Annotated in this window: 18 protein-coding genes and 1 pseudogene; 14 read left to right on the forward strand and 5 right to left on the reverse strand. The window is 70.8% G+C overall.

Annotation, left to right across the window (positions count from 1 at the left end):
- Window positions 1-152: 152 nt before the first annotated feature.
- Together D1369_RS14650 and D1369_RS14655 are read left to right on the forward strand one after the other, a co-directional pair.
- Complete coding sequence (locus D1369_RS14650) at window positions 153-656, forward strand: sigma factor-like helix-turn-helix DNA-binding protein (protein ID WP_007384360.1); 504 nt, start codon at window positions 153-155, stop codon at window positions 654-656.
- A 28-nt stretch (window positions 657-684) separates the two neighbouring features.
- Entirely contained in the window at window positions 685-933 is a 249-nt protein-coding gene (locus D1369_RS14655) for a hypothetical protein (RefSeq protein WP_007384359.1), read from the forward strand.
- A 27-nt stretch (window positions 934-960) separates the two neighbouring features.
- Here D1369_RS14655 and D1369_RS14660 read toward each other — a convergent pair whose 3' ends face one another.
- On the reverse strand, window positions 961-2,118 hold the full coding sequence (locus D1369_RS14660; protein ID WP_007384358.1) for a cystathionine gamma-synthase: 1,158 nt from the start codon (window positions 2,116-2,118) through the stop codon (window positions 961-963).
- Window positions 2,119-2,290: 172 nt separating this feature from the next.
- On the opposite strand from D1369_RS14660, the gene D1369_RS14665 reads away from it, so the two are divergent.
- From D1369_RS14665 to D1369_RS14675, 3 genes and pseudogenes are all read left to right on the forward strand, one after another.
- On the forward strand, window positions 2,291-3,409 hold the full coding sequence (locus D1369_RS14665) for a hypothetical protein (protein ID WP_007384357.1): 1,119 nt from the start codon (window positions 2,291-2,293) through the stop codon (window positions 3,407-3,409).
- 162 nt (window positions 3,410-3,571) lie between these two features.
- Complete coding sequence (gene msrA, locus D1369_RS14670; protein ID WP_037901267.1) at window positions 3,572-4,240, forward strand: peptide-methionine (S)-S-oxide reductase MsrA; 669 nt, start codon at window positions 3,572-3,574, stop codon at window positions 4,238-4,240.
- A gap of 104 nt (window positions 4,241-4,344) precedes the next feature.
- Window positions 4,345-4,491 (forward strand): annotated as a pseudogene (locus D1369_RS14675) (DUF4291 family protein); the annotation flags it as partial.
- Between the two features lie 74 nt (window positions 4,492-4,565).
- On the opposite strand, the gene D1369_RS14680 reads toward D1369_RS14675, so the two are convergent.
- Complete coding sequence (locus D1369_RS14680) at window positions 4,566-5,159, reverse strand: DUF4291 domain-containing protein (RefSeq protein WP_007384354.1); 594 nt, start codon at window positions 5,157-5,159, stop codon at window positions 4,566-4,568.
- 125 nt (window positions 5,160-5,284) lie between these two features.
- On the opposite strand from D1369_RS14680, the gene D1369_RS14685 reads away from it, so the two are divergent.
- The 4 genes from D1369_RS14685 to D1369_RS14700 all read left to right on the forward strand — a co-directional run bounded on the left by D1369_RS14685 (window position 5,285) and on the right by D1369_RS14700 (window position 7,292).
- Window positions 5,285-5,986, forward strand: a complete 702-nt coding sequence (locus tag D1369_RS14685; RefSeq protein ID WP_007384353.1) for a hypothetical protein — start codon at window positions 5,285-5,287, stop codon at window positions 5,984-5,986.
- Between the two features lie 26 nt (window positions 5,987-6,012).
- The gene (locus tag D1369_RS14690; protein ID WP_237557962.1) at window positions 6,013-6,441 is read left to right on the forward strand and encodes a DUF4291 domain-containing protein; all 429 of its coding nucleotides are present in this window, start codon (window positions 6,013-6,015) and stop codon (window positions 6,439-6,441) included.
- A 67-nt stretch (window positions 6,442-6,508) separates the two neighbouring features.
- Window positions 6,509-6,637 carry a hypothetical protein gene (locus D1369_RS44530; RefSeq protein WP_272920819.1) on the forward strand — a complete coding sequence of 43 codons (129 nt, stop codon included), beginning with the start codon at window positions 6,509-6,511 and terminating at the stop codon, window positions 6,635-6,637.
- Between the two features lie 61 nt (window positions 6,638-6,698).
- On the forward strand, window positions 6,699-7,292 hold the full coding sequence (locus tag D1369_RS14700) for a hypothetical protein (protein ID WP_007384350.1): 594 nt from the start codon (window positions 6,699-6,701) through the stop codon (window positions 7,290-7,292).
- A gap of 6 nt (window positions 7,293-7,298) precedes the next feature.
- Here D1369_RS14700 and msrA (D1369_RS14705) read toward each other — a convergent pair whose 3' ends face one another.
- Complete coding sequence (msrA, locus tag D1369_RS14705; protein WP_007384349.1) at window positions 7,299-7,811, reverse strand: peptide-methionine (S)-S-oxide reductase MsrA; 513 nt, start codon at window positions 7,809-7,811, stop codon at window positions 7,299-7,301.
- Window positions 7,812-7,974: 163 nt separating this feature from the next.
- Between msrA (D1369_RS14705) and D1369_RS14710 the strand changes: the two genes are divergently transcribed.
- Together D1369_RS14710 and D1369_RS14715 are read left to right on the forward strand one after the other, a co-directional pair.
- The gene (locus tag D1369_RS14710; RefSeq protein WP_037901264.1) at window positions 7,975-9,090 is read left to right on the forward strand and encodes an AI-2E family transporter; all 1,116 of its coding nucleotides are present in this window, start codon (window positions 7,975-7,977) and stop codon (window positions 9,088-9,090) included.
- 122 nt (window positions 9,091-9,212) lie between these two features.
- Window positions 9,213-10,133 carry a DUF5829 family protein gene (locus tag D1369_RS14715; protein WP_007384347.1) on the forward strand — a complete coding sequence of 307 codons (921 nt, stop codon included), beginning with the start codon at window positions 9,213-9,215 and terminating at the stop codon, window positions 10,131-10,133.
- Window positions 10,134-10,205: 72 nt separating this feature from the next.
- Here the strand turns inward: D1369_RS14715 and D1369_RS14720 are convergent, their stop codons facing one another.
- Window positions 10,206-10,589 carry a VOC family protein gene (locus D1369_RS14720; protein WP_007384346.1) on the reverse strand — a complete coding sequence of 128 codons (384 nt, stop codon included), beginning with the start codon at window positions 10,587-10,589 and terminating at the stop codon, window positions 10,206-10,208.
- Between the two features lie 92 nt (window positions 10,590-10,681).
- Between D1369_RS14720 and D1369_RS14725 the strand changes: the two genes are divergently transcribed.
- From D1369_RS14725 to D1369_RS14735, 3 genes are read left to right on the forward strand one after another with little or no spacing between them, the layout of a single operon-like run.
- Window positions 10,682-11,728 carry an iron-siderophore ABC transporter substrate-binding protein gene (locus D1369_RS14725; RefSeq protein ID WP_007384345.1) on the forward strand — a complete coding sequence of 349 codons (1,047 nt, stop codon included), beginning with the start codon at window positions 10,682-10,684 and terminating at the stop codon, window positions 11,726-11,728.
- Window positions 11,729-11,732: 4 nt separating this feature from the next.
- On the forward strand, window positions 11,733-12,719 hold the full coding sequence (locus D1369_RS14730) for an iron ABC transporter permease (protein ID WP_007384344.1): 987 nt from the start codon (window positions 11,733-11,735) through the stop codon (window positions 12,717-12,719).
- Window positions 12,720-12,769: 50 nt separating this feature from the next.
- Window positions 12,770-13,840 (forward strand): iron ABC transporter permease, encoded by a 1,071-nt coding sequence (locus tag D1369_RS14735; RefSeq protein WP_007384343.1) that lies wholly within the window; start codon window positions 12,770-12,772, stop codon window positions 13,838-13,840.
- Window positions 13,841-13,948: 108 nt separating this feature from the next.
- Here D1369_RS14735 and D1369_RS14740 read toward each other — a convergent pair whose 3' ends face one another.
- Window positions 13,949-14,989 carry an NAD(P)-dependent alcohol dehydrogenase gene (locus tag D1369_RS14740; protein ID WP_007384342.1) on the reverse strand — a complete coding sequence of 347 codons (1,041 nt, stop codon included), beginning with the start codon at window positions 14,987-14,989 and terminating at the stop codon, window positions 13,949-13,951.
- Window positions 14,990-15,109 lie beyond the last annotated feature (120 nt).

Below are 15,109 nucleotides of genomic sequence, written 5' to 3' on the forward strand. Positions count from 1 at the left end.
ACGCGCACGCGCGTGTGCCGCCCCGCCTCTTGACCGGACGGCCACGCCGGGCCTCATATGAGATCAGGTCCTCGGAGACCGGGATCCTCGGAAACCGGGTCCTCGTGGTCGTACGAAGCCGACGTACGGCCATCCGCAGGCGGGGAGGTGCGGTGCGGCAACGGCAGGCGACCCAGAGCACGCGTCGAGCCCGGGAGTTCGAGGCGTTCGTCGCGGGCGCGGCCGGGCGGCTGCTGCAGGCCGCGACGCTGCTGACGGCGGAGGCCCCGGACGACAACCCGCGCGCGCGACGTCTGCTGACGCTCGCGCTCGCCCACACGTACGCGTGCTGGGACCGGCTGCGCGGCGAGGACCCCTACGACCGGGCCCGCGAGTACCTCGCCCTGCGCTTCGCCCACGGAGCGTGGCGCCGCCACGGCATCCTGCTCGGCGGCCGCACGCACCCCTCCGGTCCGCTGTCCCGGCTGACCCCCCAGGAGCGTCTGGTCCTGGTCCTGCGCCTCTACGAGGGCGTGGCCGAGGAACAGGCGGCGGCCCTGCTCGGTCTGTCGGCGGAACGCGTCCGCGCGATCTGCGACCGGGCGACGGCCACGCTGCTGCACCCACCGCGCGGGCCCTCACCAGCGGTGGTGGGGGCGAAGGTGGCCGCGTCATGAGACACCACGGCCGCTCCGGGAGGCGCACGTGAACCGGACCCAGCGCGAGACCGCGGTGCGGCAGCTCATGGAGCGGGGGACGCCGCAGGTACCGGCGGACCTGTACACGGACTCCGTGCGGCGGGGCTCGCGCATGCTGCGACGCAGGACCGCGGCGCGCCGGCTCATGTGGCTGCTGCTGCTCGCCGCGAGCGTGGCGTTCGTGGTGTGGGCGCTGACCGCGCGCCCCTGGGTGGAGCCGCCGTCCACGACGACTCCACCGATGACGGGCTGGTGAACCCGGTCCGGCCTGCTCGGCCGGCGGCTACCTGGCCAGCGCCTGCTGCAGGTCCTCCAGCAGGTCGTCGACGTTCTCGATGCCCACGGACAGGCGTACGAGGTCGGCGGGGACCTCGAGGGCCGAGCCCGCCACGGACGCGTGCGTCATCCGGCCGGGGTGCTCGATCAGCGACTCGACGCCGCCCAGGGACTCCCCCAGCGTGAAGATCCTGGCGCGGTTGCAGACCTCGACGGCCGCCTCCTCGCCGCCCTCCACCCGGAAGGAGACCATGCCGCCGAAGGACCGCATCTGCTTGGCCGCGACCTCGTGGCCCGGGTGTTCGGCCAGGCCCGGGTAGAGCACCTGCGTCACGCGCGCGTGCCGGGTCAGCATGTCGGCGATCTTCGTGGCGTTCTCGCTGTGCCGGTCCATGCGCACCGACAGCGTCTTGGCGCCGCGCAGCACCAGCCAGGAGTCGAAGGGCCCGGCGACCGCGCCCATCGCGTTCTGGTGGTACGCCAGCTCCTCGCCGAGCGTCTCGTCGGCGGTGACCAGCGCGCCGCCCACGACGTCGGAGTGGCCGCCCATGTACTTGGTCAGGGAGTGCACCACGACATCGGCGCCGAGCGACAGGGGCTGCTGGAGGTAGGGCGTCGCGAAGGTGTTGTCGACGACGAGCTTGGCACCCACGTCCCGGGAGACCTGCGCCACGGCGGCGATGTCGGTGATGCCGAGCAGCGGGTTGGAGGGGGTCTCCACCCACACGGCCTTGGTCTTCGGGGTGATCGCGGCCCGTACGGCGGCGGGGTCGCTGGTGTCGGCGACCGACCACTCGACGCCCCAGCGGGCGACGACCTTCGCGAAGAGGCGGAACGTGCCGCCGTACGCGTCGTTGGGGATGACCACGTGGTCGCCGGGGCTGAGCAGCGTACGCAGCAGGCAGTCCTCGGCCGCCAGTCCGGACGCGAACGCGAGACCCCGGCGGCCGCCTTCGAGGGCGGCGAGGTTCTCCTCCAGGGCGGTGCGGGTGGGGTTGGCGCTGCGGCTGTACTCGTAGCCGCCGCGCAGACCGCCCACGCCGTCCTGCTTGTAGGTCGAGACCTGGTAGATCGGCGGGACCACCGCGCCGGTGAGGGGGTCCGCGGTGTTGCCCGCGTGAATCGCGAGGGTCTCGAAATGCTGACTGATGTGCCTGTCGCTCATGGGCTCCGAGGGTAGTCCGCCCGGAGGACCGATGACGGACGACGGGCTCCCGACGGCCGTACGGCAGGGTTTTCCCCAGGTGTTCGGGCTGGTCCGGAACTGGGCCCGGGGGTTTTCCACAGGGGACGGACCGGGTTGGGCAATTGTCGGCGGCGTCTGGAACTCTTGGGGCATGGAGATTCTCTGGGTCCTGATGGCGGCGGTCCTGCTGGGCTTCGTCCTGCTTCCGTTCCTGCGGCGCGGGCGGGCCGGGATCGAGCAGGTCCCGGCGGGCCACCCGGACGCCGCGGACCCGGCGGACTACGGCTTCGTACGGCAGGAGGAGCTGGACATCCGCATGCCCGGCCCCGACCAGGACCTGCTGGACGTCCTGGACCTGGTGCAGCGCACACAGGACTACAAGGCCGCCTCCCAACTCCTGGCGGGCACCGAGCGGGAGGGCGAGCTGCGCTGGCAGCGCGTGCAGGCCTTCGCCGGGGCCGCCTCGCTGGAGCTTCAGCAGCGGCCGGGCGGGGTCAGCGAGGCGCCGGGCGGGCAGTGGCTGCGGGTGTGGCGGGCCGAGCAGCCCAAGGACGCGGGCGGCGCGGCGGTGCACGCGGAGTTCCTGGTGCAGCAGGCGTGGCGGACGTCGACCCCTGGCACGGACGAGTTCCGGATCATCATGGAGGAGGCGAGGACGGCCTGCGGCGAGGCGGCACTACTGGCTCCCGGCGATCCGGTCCCCTACCTCGTCGAGCTCTCCGTCGCGCGCGGACTGGCCTATTCCCAGGCGGAGTTCGAGCAGCTGTGGCTGAAGATCCTGGACCGCGCGCCGAACCACATGGGAGCGCACCTGGCCGCGCTGCACTACTGGTGCGAGAAGTGGCACGGCTCACGGCAGCTGGCGTACGACTTCGCGGAGGCGGCGGCCGCCCGGGCCCCGCACGGCTCGCTGCTCGCCGCGATGCCGTTGTTCGCGGTCTTCGAGCACCTGCCCGAGGTCAATCTGGTCAGCGGTTTCTACCAGAGCGAAGTCGTGACCAAGGCCGTGCACGGCGCGCTGCACGCCGTCCACTCGGCCCGTGCCGACGACCCGATGCTGGCCCATGTCCGCCACCTGCTGGTCTTCTTCCTGGTGCGCGGCGAGCGCTGGGCGGAGGCCATGAACCAGCTGGTGCACATCGACGGCCACGTCGGCGCCCTGCCCTGGACACTGTCCGCCGACCCGGCCGCGGAGTTCGCGATATACCGGGCGCTGGCAGTGGCGGGCTACGAGGCGAACGGCGGCAGCCCGGCGACGCTGACGCAGTGACGCGGTGATCCCTTCGGGGGCCGTCTCCACACCGGCACCTGCCATCCCTGCCGCCGTGCAGGTCGACGCCGGGCTTGTCGGAATGCGGACCGGCGGGGACCCGTTGTTCTCCCTGCCACCCCGCACCCCTGCCCGGCACGCACGATCGAAGGAGCCCGCGTCATGCTGTTCGGCCGTACGCCCGTCCTGCCCACCGCCGAGCAGGCGCTGAAGGGCCGCTCCGAGCCGGCGTTCACGGTCCCCGACCGGCACACCGTCCTCGGCACGCCGCTGCTCGGCCCCTACCCCGAGGGCTACCAGATCGCGGACTTCGGCCTGGGCTGCTTCTGGGGCGCGGAACGAAAGTTCTGGCAGCTCCCGGCGGGTGTCTGGACGACCCTGGTCGGCTACCAGGGCGGCCACACCGAGAACCCCGTGTACGAGGAGGTCTGCTCGGGTCTCACCGGCCACACCGAGGCGGTCCGCGTGGTCTTCGACCCCGCCCTCATCTCGTACGAGCGCCTCCTGAAGACCTTCTGGGAGTCTCACAACCCCACCCAGGGCTTCCGCCAGGGCAACGACGTCGGCACCCAGTACCGCTCGGCGATCCACACCCACACCCCCGAGCAGGCAGCGGCCGCCGAGGCCTCCCGCACCGCCTACCAGCGGGCCCTCACGGCCTCGGGCCACCGCGGCACGATCACCACCGAGATCCTGCCCGCGCAGGGCCGGACCTTCTACCCCGCGGAGAGCTACCACCAGCAGTACCTCGACAAGAACCCGGCGGGTTACTGCGGAACCGGCGGCACCGGGGTCTCCTGCCCGATCGGCGTGGCCAAGGCCGACGGCTGACGTCATCAGGTGGGCTTCAGAAGGTACGCGCGCAGGGTGCACGGGCGGCAGTCTCGTTCGAAAATGAATGGCTGACGGGGTCGAGGAACCGCACCCTGTACGTCATGGACGAACCGCAACACAGGATCCGCGCGCTGCACACGACATCCACGATCACCGTGTACCAGGCCTACGCCCCGGAAATCGGCCTGCCCGCCGTCCAGGACGGTCGTTTCCCCGCCGCGTGGAAGCGCGACAGGATGACGTGGGTCATCAAGCACCGTTCACAGACCTTTGCCGCCATGTGACCCGTGGGTGACGCTGGCGGCTTTGCACGGATTGCCGGTCAGGGACACAGGTGGGCCAGGAGTTCTGCATTGGCGGGGTACTCCTGTTCCTGGGGGAGGAGTCGGGCAGCTGAGTCCAGTTCGCCGTCCCTGACGAGCGCGTGGATCTCGTGGGCGAGCGGGGTCACGTCGCTGATGGACACGATCCACTCGTCCGCGTAACGCGACGATGCCTCACCCGAGAGCCCCAGTTGCAGCGAGCGGTACGGCAGGGGATGCAGGTGCAGATCGCGTTCGGGATCCCACTGGACACGGGCCGGTGCGCGCTTGAGGTCACGCTGCCAGGTGTCGCGATCGGGATGCAGTCCGCGGACGTAATGCGACAGGCAGGCATGGCGCAGCGCCCAGTCGAAGCCCTCGCGAGTGATCTCGAAGGCCAGGACGGTCTCCTGACTCTCCTTCATGCCCCAGCCGGAGCGGTACATCATCCACATGAAACTGGGTTTGATCCACGTCATGCGGTCAGGCTTCCACGCGGCGGGGAAACGGCCCTTGCGGGCGGCGGGTCCGCCGATCTCCGGGCGGTACGCCTGGTAGACGGTGATCGTGGACGCCGTGTGGAGCGCGCGGATCCTGTGGAGCGGTTCTTCCATGGCGTACAGCGTGGGCTCGGTCAGCTCAGGTGACCACCGATTTTCGACCCGTTGCCCGATCCGACGGAGCACGACGGCCGCAAACGGCAGGCAGTTGCCCGTGCGGGCCAAGTAGCGTCCGGCACATGGAGCGTCATCTCAGCAAAGCCGTACTCGATGGACTGACTCGTCGGGCGCGGTCGTTCATCACCGCGCACAGCATCAGGATCGACGTGCCGCCGGTCGGCCGGCTTGCGGAGCAGTGGCTTGCGCTCGGCGTCCCGCCGGTGGAGATCAACCGTGTGAAGGAGTATCAGGAGCGCTGGGGAGGGCTCGTGCTGCCTCCGGCTCCGCACTATGACGGTGGACCCAGGTATCTGGACTCCGATCTTCCAGAGGGTTCGCCGAACGAGGGATGGTTGTACCCGGCAGGGACCGATCGGACTGCAACCCCCTACTCGTTCATGATCGGACCGGGCGGGGAGTTCGGGGTGTACGGCTATCGCTGGACGCCCCTGCACCGAACCGTCGAGGGGTGGGTGGAGTCCGTCGCTCTCGCCCACCATGCGTCGATGTGGGCGCGGCAGGTCACCAGAGTCACCGGCGATCGCGTCGATGAGATCGCTCTGGACGGCTTCGAGCCGGTCGCGGAGGTCAAGGGGATGACGGACAACTGGTGGAGGGGCAACGACTCCTTGGTCGCCCTGTACGCGGGAGAGGCCGAGTCCCTCTCTGCCCCCTCGTGCCGCACCATGTTGATTTACTCCGGTCTGGATGACTGGGGGCTCTACGGAGGCGTACGGAGCCCTGGAATCCGCCACGCGAAAGGGTCTGTGAACACGCCTTGACCTGGATCAAGCCGTCGTTCCTGTGGATGATGTACCGCTGTGGCTGGGGCGCGAAAGCGGGGCAGGAAACCGTCCTCGCCGTCGAGATCAGCCGTGACGGCTTCGAGTGGGCGCTGCGCCACGCGTGTCTGTCGAGTCATGTCCGCGGGGCGCACCCCGACCGGGCTGCCTGGCAGCGTCAGTTGAAGCGTGCGCCTGCTCGCGTGCAGTGGGATCCCGAGCGGGATCTGCACCTCCGGCCGCTGCCGTACCGGTCCCTGCAGCTGGGGCTGTCCGGTGAGGCCGTACGACGCTACGCGGACGAGTGGACGGTCGCCATCCGCGACGTGACCCCGCTCGCCCACGAGATCCACGCCCTCGTCAGAGGTGGTGACATGGCCTCCGCGACCGGGCTGCTGCCGCAGGAACGCCCCTATCCCGCTGAAGCCGAATCGCTTGCCCACCTCCTGGCGTGACGGCCGGGTTCACCGGACTCCGGACGGCCCGCTCACCACCCGGCCGTCTGCGCGTCACGCGTCTGCGATGCAGACCACCAGCGTCTGCTCGGGCTGTTCGGCCAGGCCCGGTCCGATCGCCATCGCGTTCGCCGTCACTCAGCCCGCGCCGGTCGACGTGAGCGACATCGTCGTACGGCCCACCGCGCAGAGCTGACCCGTGCAGGGCCGACCGGCGCAAAGCCGTCCTCGACCCGTCGGGGAGGGATCATGGTGGGGTGACGGAACTCTCCCCCTACGAGCGGGACTTGCGGGATCGCCTGGCGTCGGTCCCCGTGCTTCCCGCGCCCGTTCCCTGGCAGCCGGTGTTCGACTCCTGCGCCGCGGTCGGAGGGCTGCTCGGGATCGGCTTCGCGACGCACCCGGACACCGGCAACGACCTGGTGATGGTCGTCTCGTCCGACGGCCACGGTCTCTTCGACGCCGTCACCGGCGAGAAGATCGCGCGGGACCGGGATCCCGATCCGGAGAGCAGTACGCCGGACGCGGCCGAGGATCTGACCTGCCCAGGTCTCGGGCCGGTCGCCGACGGCAGGGTGCACATCGCCGGGCTGTTCGGCGGCGGACTGCACGCCACCGCCGAAGGCGGCTGGCACGTGGAGGTCGTCTCGCCGGCCTGGCCCCGCCACCGCGTCCTGCTCTCCCGCGGCGACGGCATGCCCCACCGCGGTCCGCACGGCGAGCGGTGGTGGCACGTCTTCCGCTCCGACTACTCCGAACTCCGGGCTGTCGGTTTCTCCCCCTCCGGCCGCACCCTCGCCGTCGCGACGAGCAGCGACGTGACCCTCTGGACACGGCCGCCGGGTGTGTGACGAGCGTCAGCCCTCCGCACGCGCCGGCAGCCGCCAGCCCGGGCGGGGGAAGTGGCAGGTGTAGCCGTCCGGGTAACGCTGGAGGTAGTCCTGGTGCTCGGGCTCGGCCTCCCAGAAGGGGCCGACCGGCTCCACCTCGGTGACGACCTTGCCCGGCCACAGGCCGGACGCGTCCACGTCCGCGATGGTGTCCTCGGCGATGCGCTTCTGCTCGTCGTCCACGTAGTAGATCGCCGAGCGGTAGCTGAGGCCGATGTCGTTGCCCTGGCGGTTCTTGGTGCTCGGGTCGTGGATCTGGAAGAAGAACTCCAAGAGCGTGCGGTAGTCGGTCTGCTCGGGGTCGAAAAGGATCTCGATGGCCTCCGCGTGCGTGCCGTGGTTGCGGTACGTCGCGTTCGGCACGTCACCCCCGGTGTATCCGACCCGGGTCGCCGTCACCCCCGGAAGCCGGCGGATCAACTCCTCCATTCCCCAGAAGCATCCGCCCGCCAGCACAGCCCTCTGTGTCTGCGCAGCCATCGCTGTCCTCCCATATCTGCTCGCTCGGGCCGGTCCGCCGGCACACCGCCGACAGCCCCTGCCCACTCCCCCCTCAACGCGCGAGGGTGCCGGGCGATTCCACGACCGCCCGGTGACGCAGCCATGGTGCCCCTGTGACGTGGGTACCCATAGGGTGCAACCCGTGACTGCGAACTTGAGTTCCACGAAAGCCCGCGCGGCGCTGCGCACGTCGGCGCGGGCCTCCGCGGAGTTGCTGCTCATATTGCTGATGCTCGCGGTGAGTCTGTGGGTGCTGGGCCGGATGTGGTCGGTCGTGTGGCCGCTCGTGATCGGTCTGCTGCTGACCACGCTGACCTGGCCACCCACTCGCTTCCTGTTGCGCCGCGGGTGGAAGCCCGCTCTCGCCGCGTCGACGGTGACCGTGCTGTTCCTGCTGGTCGCCGCGGGTGTCGTGGCACTGATCGCGGTGCCGGTGGCGTCCCAGTCCGGTGACCTGACCGACGGCGTGGTCGACGGCGTCCAGAAGGTGCGCGAGTGGGCCGCCGGGCCGCCGTTGAACATCGGTGACGCCCAGATCGACAAGGCCTTCGACACCGCGGTCTCCCGAGCGCAGGACGGTCTCGGCAGCATGGTCGGCGCGGTCGTCACCGGCGTGAGCACCGTGGTGAACGGTCTGGTCACCGCCGTTCTGGCGCTGTTCCTGATGTTCTTCTTCCTCAAGGACGGCCCGCGGTTCCTGCCGTGGCTGGCCCGTCAGCTGCCCGGTCGGCTCTCCACCGACGTCCCGACGGTGGCCGCGCGCGGCTGGGACACACTGGGCTCCTTCGTGCGCTCCCAGGCGGCCGTCGGCCTGATCGACGCCGTCCTGATCGGCCTGGGCCTGTGGATCCTGGGGGTACCGCTGGTGCTCCCGCTGGCGGTGCTGACCTTCGTCTCCGCGTTCGTGCCGATCCTCGGTGCCTTCTTCGCCGGCTTCGTCGCGGTGCTCATCGCGCTGGTCTCCAACGGCCTGATGGACGCGCTGATAGTGCTGGCCATCATCGTGGTGGTGCAGCAGCTCGAGGGCAATGTGTTCCAGCCCATGATCCAGAGCCGGGGGCTCGGCCTGCACGCGGCGGTGATCCTGCTGGCGGTGACGTTGGGCGGCAGTCTCGCCGGAATCGTGGGCAGTCTGCTCGCGGTACCGGCCGCCGCGCTGATCGCGGTGATCTGGAACTACGTGCGCGAGCAGCTTCAGGAGCCGTCACAGGATCCGGGCACCGACGAGCCGGAAACCGGCATCGCCACCCCGTCCTGACGAGCGATCCGGCACCTCGTCGAACCCCAGGTGTCAAGCATTTCGGCCTCGTTGAAAATGAACCGCGGCCGCAGCCTCCCCGCCCTACGATCGCCCGCATGCGGATTCAGCGGATATTACGGATGATCGTCATACTCGCCGCGGCCCTCGCCGCAGCGATCGGGGGTGCCGTGGGGACGGCACAGGCCGAGGGAAGCCGGTCCTCTTCCGACCGGCAGTTGCTGTTCTACAACCACTCCTACGGGGTTTTCGACCGGGAGACCGCCGACGCCATCGAACACTCCGACTACCTGAGGGACTTCGCCAACTTCCAGGTCCGCACCACGACCGGTACCGGCGGACAGACCTGGACCGGCCGCTACCTGATGGGCCGCGAGACCTATCTCGAACTGTTCGGGGTCGGTGACATCGCGGGCCAGGACGGCACCCTCGGCTCCGCCGGGCTGGGCCTGTCCACCGAACGGGACGGTGACCTGGCGACGGTCACCGAGCGGCTGAAGAGCGAGGGAGTCGCCGACCCCATCGAGTTCCTCCAGACCCGGGACTTCGGTGACGGGGTGCCCGTGCCGTGGTTCGACGCCATCCTCACCGCCACCGAGTACGACGCCTTCGGGGCCTGGGCGATGGAGTACCGGCCGGAGTACTTCGCCGATCCCCGCAGCAAAACCGAGCCCGCGAGTTTCCCCGGTGACGTGGGCCGGGAGCGTGTCCTGTCCGACGACTACCGCACTCACCTGATGCGTGACGTGACCTCCGTCCGCATCGCGGTGACCGAGGGCGACCTCGCCGACACCGTGCCGCTGCTGCGGGCCGGCGGGTTCGCCGTCAAGAACGTGTCCGGTGGCGGTGTCGTCGCGGAGGGGGGCGGCACCACGATCCGGTTCGACTCCGTCCCGCGTGAACAAGCCGGTTTCCAGCGGGTCGAGATGTCGCTCAACCGGCCTGTGAAGGACCGGCACGTGGAGCAGCTCGGTCACTCGACGCTCACCGTCGGCCCGGGCAGCCGCGCAGTGTGGACATTCGCCGCCAACGGCACTCGATAAGCGGGCGGCGGGCAGCAGGCAGCAGGCAGCAGGCAACGGGTGCGCCCCCGGCGAGGGGCGCACCCCCCGGCCTCAGCCCCCGCTGCCGTACGGCCGCGTCAGAATCTCCAGCCGGTGGCCGTCCGGGTCGTCGAAGTACACGCCCCGGCCTCCGTCGTTGTGGTTGATCTCGCCGGACCGGTGGTGGAAGGGGTCCGCCCAGTACGGCAGCCCTGCCTCCCGGATCCGGGGGAAGATCATGTCGAAGTCGTCCTCGGAGACGAGGAACGCGTAGTGCTGCGGCGTGATCTCGTCGGTCGTGTCCATGTAGTCGAGGGTCACGCCGTTGGGGATCTCGACCGGGACGAAGGGGCCGTACTGCGGGCTCACCGCCAGCCCCAGGATGTCGGCCAGGAAGCGGGCCGAGGCTCGCTTGTCGCGCGCGGTGACGATGGTGTGGTTCAGCTGAACGGTCATCGCTGCCTCCTCGTTCAGACCATACCCCGGGACCAGTTAAGGTAAGGCTTGCCTTAGCAAACCTCAGCCCTCAGTACTTCCCCGGAGTAGTCGTGCGTGCAGCAGCAGTGAAGGCCGTCGTGGCCGCGACCGTCGTCGGAGGGCTGCTTGCCGGCTGCTCTGCGTCCTCGTCGGATACGGGCAAGAGCAGCGGCAAGGGTGACCGCAACTCCGTCAGGGGCGCTTCCGCGGGCCCCTCCGCCGCACCGAGCGCGCTCGCCGACGGCATGGGTTCCGACCAGGAGGCCGACGGGGCCTTCCCGCGCACGGTCACGCACTTCGAGGGCAGGACCACGGTCAAGGTCCAGCCGAAGAAGATCGCCGTGCTCAGCACCGGGCAGCTCGACGACCTGCTGTCCCTGGGGGTCGTCCCCGCGGCCACCACCCGCGCCGACAACGCCGGCCTCGTGCCCGGCTATCTCGCGGACGCCTTCCCGGCGTACAAGAAGCGGCTCGCCGGCATGACCGACGCCGGTACGCGCCAGGCGCCCAACCTGGAAACCCTCGCCGCCGCCAAGCCCGACCTCATCCTCGCCAACGACTCCCTCGGCGACCTCTACCCCAAGCTGTCGAAGATCGCGCCCACCGTGATCACCGCGGGCAACGGCATCAACTGGAAGCGCGACCTGCTGCTCGTCGGCGACGCGGTCGGCAAGGGCGAGGCCGCGCGGAAGCTGCTGGACGGGATCGTCGCCGACGCCCGCGCGAAGGGGCGGAAGATCGAGGGCGACCCGGCGGTCTCCATGGTCCGCTTCACCCCCGACCGCACCCGGATGTTCGGCGTCTCCTCCTTCACCGGTTCCCTCGCCGTCGACATGGGGCTCTTGCGGCCCAAGTCCCAGCAGTTCCACGCCATTTCGCAGGACATCGGCGCGGAGAGCATCGACACGGCCGACGGCGACTGGATCTTCTACTCCGTCCAGGGGGACGCGTCCAGGACGGACGCGGCGAGCATCGTGGCCGGGCCGCTGTGGAAGTCGATGAAGGCGGTCGGGGCCGGGCAGGCCGTGAAGGTCGACGACGACCCCTGGTACCTCAACGCCGGGCCGACCGCCGCTCGGCTCGTCGTCTCCCAACTCGCCGACGCCCTCGGCAAGTAGTCGCGTGATACGTCGTCTCGCCTGGCCGGCGGCCGCCCTCGCGGTGACCGCCGCCGCGGCCCTCAGCCTCATGGTCGGGACCCGGGCGGTGCCGCTGTCCGCCGTGGTGGACGCCGTGCTGCACGGCGGCGGGTCGCCGGACGCACTGGTCGTACGGTCGCTGCGGATGCCGCGGACCGAGATCGGGCTGACCGCGGGGGCCGCGCTGGGGGTCGCGGGAGCCGCGCTCCAGGCCGTGACCCGCAATCCGCTCGCCGACCCCGGCATCCTCGGACTGAGTCAGGGCGCGGCCGCGGGGGTCGTGGTCGCCATCGGGCTCGGGCTCGCGAACGGGTTCTCCGGGTACGTCTGGTACGCCTTCGTGGGGGCCGTCCTCGCCGCCTGTCTCGTGTACGGGATCGCGGCGCGTGGGCGGGGCGGGGCGTCGCCGGTGAAGCTGGCACTCGCGGGGACGGCGTTGTCGGCGATGACGGCCGGGGGCACGACCGTGGTCCTGACGTCGAGTGCGGCGACCCTCGACCAGTTCCGGTTCTGGCAGGTGGGGGCGTTGAGCGGGCGGGACGCGGGGACGGTCGTACGCATGCTGCCGTTCCTCGTCGTCGGGGCGGTGCTGGTGCTGGGGTGCGCCCGGGGGCTGGACGCGTTGGCGCTGGGCGACGAGACGGCTCGGGCGCTCGGGCACCGGGTCGCGTGGGTGCGGGGGGCCGCTGCGCTGGGGGCGGCGCTGCTGACCGCGGCGGCGGTGGCCGCGGCGGGGCCCATCGCGTTCGTCGGGCTGGCGGTGCCGCACCTTGCCAGGCGGCTCGTCTCGGGCGGCCACCGGGCGGTGCTGCCGCTGTCCGCGTTGCTGGGGGCCGCGTTGTTGGTCGGGGCGGATGTGGCGGGCCGGGTGGTGCGGGCCCCCTCGGAGGTGCCGGCCGGAGTGATGACCGCGCTGGTGGGGGTGCCGGTGCTGGTGTTTCTCGTACGGCGTCGGGGGGCCGTCTCGTGAGAGGTGTTCGGCGTACCGGCGCGCCGACGGATGTGCGTCAGCGTGTGGTCGTGGACCTGCGCGACCCGCACCCACCGAGCCGTGGCCGCCGGACGGCGACTGCCGTCCTGCGCCCCCACCCCCGCCTCTCCTTCCTCGTCCACCGTCGTTCCGTCGGCGTGGCCCTCGGGCTTCTCGTGCTCCTTCTCGCCGTCATGGCCGTCTCCACCTGCCTCGGGCAGACCTACGTCTCCCCCGCCGAGGTGTGGCGCACCCTCCGTACCGGAGCCGGGCCGTACGACCTCGTCGTCAATGAGCTGCGCGTCCCCCGGATCGTGCTCGGCGCTCTCGTCGGGGCCGCGCTCGGGGCGGCCGGGGCGCTGGTGCAGACCGTCACCCGGAATCCGCTGGCCAGTCCCGACGTCATCGGCGTAGGGCATGGGGCGGCCGCGACGACCGTGATCGCCCTCGCCACCGGGGCCGTCTCCTCCCCCGGCGCCATGCCCCTCTTCTCCGTCGCCGGCGGTCTCGGCGCCGCCGCCCTCGTCTACGTGCTCGCCTGGCGGCGCGGTATGCAGGCCGGCCGGTTCGTGCTCGTCGGCGTCGGGATCGGGGTCGCCCTGTCCGCCGTCGTGCAGCTGTATCTCGCCGACTCCGAGCTGGAAGCCGCCGAGCAGGTCAAGCTGTGGCTGGCCGGGAGTCTCAACGGGCGCGGCTGGGAGCAGGCCGGGCCCCTGGGCGTCGTACTGCTGTCGGCTCTGCCCGCGCTGGTGTGGGCGGCCAGGGCCGCGCGGCCGCTCGGGCTCGACGCGGACACCGCTGCCGCGCTGGGTGTACGGGTGGACCGGGTGCGGCTCGGGCTGACCGTGCTCGGGGTGGTGCTCGCCGCGACCGCCACCGGGGCCGCCGGGCCGATCGGGTTCGTCGCGCTGACGTCGCCGCAGCTGGCCCGGCGGCTGACCCGCACGCCCCAGCTTCCGCTGCTGTGCTCGGCACTGACCGGCGCCCTCGTCCTGGTGGCCGCCGATCTCGTCGCGCGCACGCTGCTGCCGCCGCTGGAGATCCCGGTCGGGGCGCTGACCTCGCTGGTCGGGGGGCCGTATCTGCTGTGGCTGCTGGGGCGGCGGAGCGCCGTACGGTGAAGGGCCGTGCCGGGGGGTCGCGCGCCGTGGGTCGAAAGGGCCGTGCCGGACGGCTGTACGCCGAAGGGCCCCGGTACGGAACCGGGGCCCTTCGGCGAACCATGTGTGTCAGATCGTCGCCGTGTCGATCACGAACCGGTAGCGGACATCGCTGTTGACGACGCGCTCGTACGCCTCGTTGATCTGCGACGCGGCGATCAGCTCGATCTCGGAGCCGATGCCGTGCCCGGCGCAGAAGTCGAGCATCTCCTGGGTCTCGGCGATGCCGCCGATCATCGAACCGGCGAGGGTCTTGTTGCCGCCGATGAGCGAGAACAGGTTCAGCGCGATCGGCTCCTCGGGGGCACCGACGTTGACCAGCGCGCCGCCCGTCTTGAGCAGGCTCAGGTAGGCGCCGAAGTCGAGGGGCGCCGAGACCGTGGAGAGGATGAGGTCGAAGGAGCCGGCCAGCTCCTTGAAGGTGTTCTCGTCGCTGGTCGCGTAGTAGTGGTCGGCGCCCAGCTTCAGGCCGTCGTCCTTCTTGCGCAGGGACTGCGACAGGACGGTGACCTCGGCACCCAGCGCGTGCGCGATCTTGACGCCCATGTGGCCGAGGCCGCCCAGGCCGATCACGGCGACCTTCTTGCCGGGGCCGGCACCCCACTTCTTCAGCGGGGAGTAGGTGGTGATGCCGGCGCACAGCAGCGGGGCGGCCTCGTCGAGGGACAGGCCCTCGGGGATGCGGACGACGTAGTTCTCGTCGACGACGACCTTCTCGGAGTAGCCGCCGTAGGTGGGCTCGCCGTCCTTGCCGATGCCGTTGTACGTGGGGACGTTGCCCTGGAGGCAGTGCTGCTCGATGCCGGCCTTGCAGTTCTCGCACTCACCGCAGGAGTCGACCATGCAGCCGACGCCGACGCGGTCGCCGACCTTGTACTTGGTGACGCCGGGGCCGACCTCGGCGACGATGCCGGCGATCTCGTGGCCCGGGACCATCGGGAAGATGGCCTCGCCCCAGCCCTCACGGGCCTGGTGGATGTCCGAGTGACAGATGCCGGCGAACTTGATGTCGATCAGGACGTCGTGCTCACGGACCGCCCGGCGCTCGATGGTGGTGCGCTCCAGGGGAGCCTTCGCGGCGGGGGCGGCGTATGCGGCGACAGTGGTCATGCCGGGGTTTCTCCTAGCGAGGGGGTTCGTGCCCGGCTGCCTTCTGTCCATCCGTCCGGGCACGTTCTCCAGAGTGCCCCGCACATCACGATCCACCCAGGTCACCGCTTTGCGTACGTT

Origin of the sequence: Streptomyces sp. CC0208 (genome assembly GCF_003443735.1) — a bacterium.
Taxonomy (GTDB): domain Bacteria; phylum Actinomycetota; class Actinomycetes; order Streptomycetales; family Streptomycetaceae; genus Streptomyces; species Streptomyces sviceus.

Excerpts from the sequence above, each read along its gene's own strand:
- D1369_RS14660 (WP_007384358.1), bottom strand. The coding sequence starts at position 2,118 with ATGAGCGACAGGCACATCAGTCAGCATTTCGAGACCCTCGCGATTCAC.
- D1369_RS14665 (WP_007384357.1), top strand. The coding sequence starts at position 2,291 with ATGGAGATTCTCTGGGTCCTGATGGCGGCGGTCCTGCTGGGCTTCGTC.
- msrA (WP_037901267.1), top strand. The coding sequence starts at position 3,572 with ATGCTGTTCGGCCGTACGCCCGTCCTGCCCACCGCCGAGCAGGCGCTG.
- D1369_RS14680 (WP_007384354.1), bottom strand. The coding sequence starts at position 5,159 with ATGGAAGAACCGCTCCACAGGATCCGCGCGCTCCACACGGCGTCCACG.
- D1369_RS14685 (WP_007384353.1), top strand. The coding sequence starts at position 5,285 with ATGGAGCGTCATCTCAGCAAAGCCGTACTCGATGGACTGACTCGTCGG.
- D1369_RS14690 (WP_237557962.1), top strand. The coding sequence starts at position 6,013 with ATGATGTACCGCTGTGGCTGGGGCGCGAAAGCGGGGCAGGAAACCGTC.
- D1369_RS44530 (WP_272920819.1), top strand. The coding sequence starts at position 6,509 with ATGCAGACCACCAGCGTCTGCTCGGGCTGTTCGGCCAGGCCCGGTCCG.
- msrA (WP_007384349.1), bottom strand. The coding sequence starts at position 7,811 with ATGGCTGCGCAGACACAGAGGGCTGTGCTGGCGGGCGGATGCTTCTGG.
- D1369_RS14715 (WP_007384347.1), top strand. The coding sequence starts at position 9,213 with ATGATCGTCATACTCGCCGCGGCCCTCGCCGCAGCGATCGGGGGTGCC.
- D1369_RS14720 (WP_007384346.1), bottom strand. The coding sequence starts at position 10,589 with ATGACCGTTCAGCTGAACCACACCATCGTCACCGCGCGCGACAAGCGA.
- D1369_RS14740 (WP_007384342.1), bottom strand. The coding sequence starts at position 14,989 with ATGACCACTGTCGCCGCATACGCCGCCCCCGCCGCGAAGGCTCCCCTG.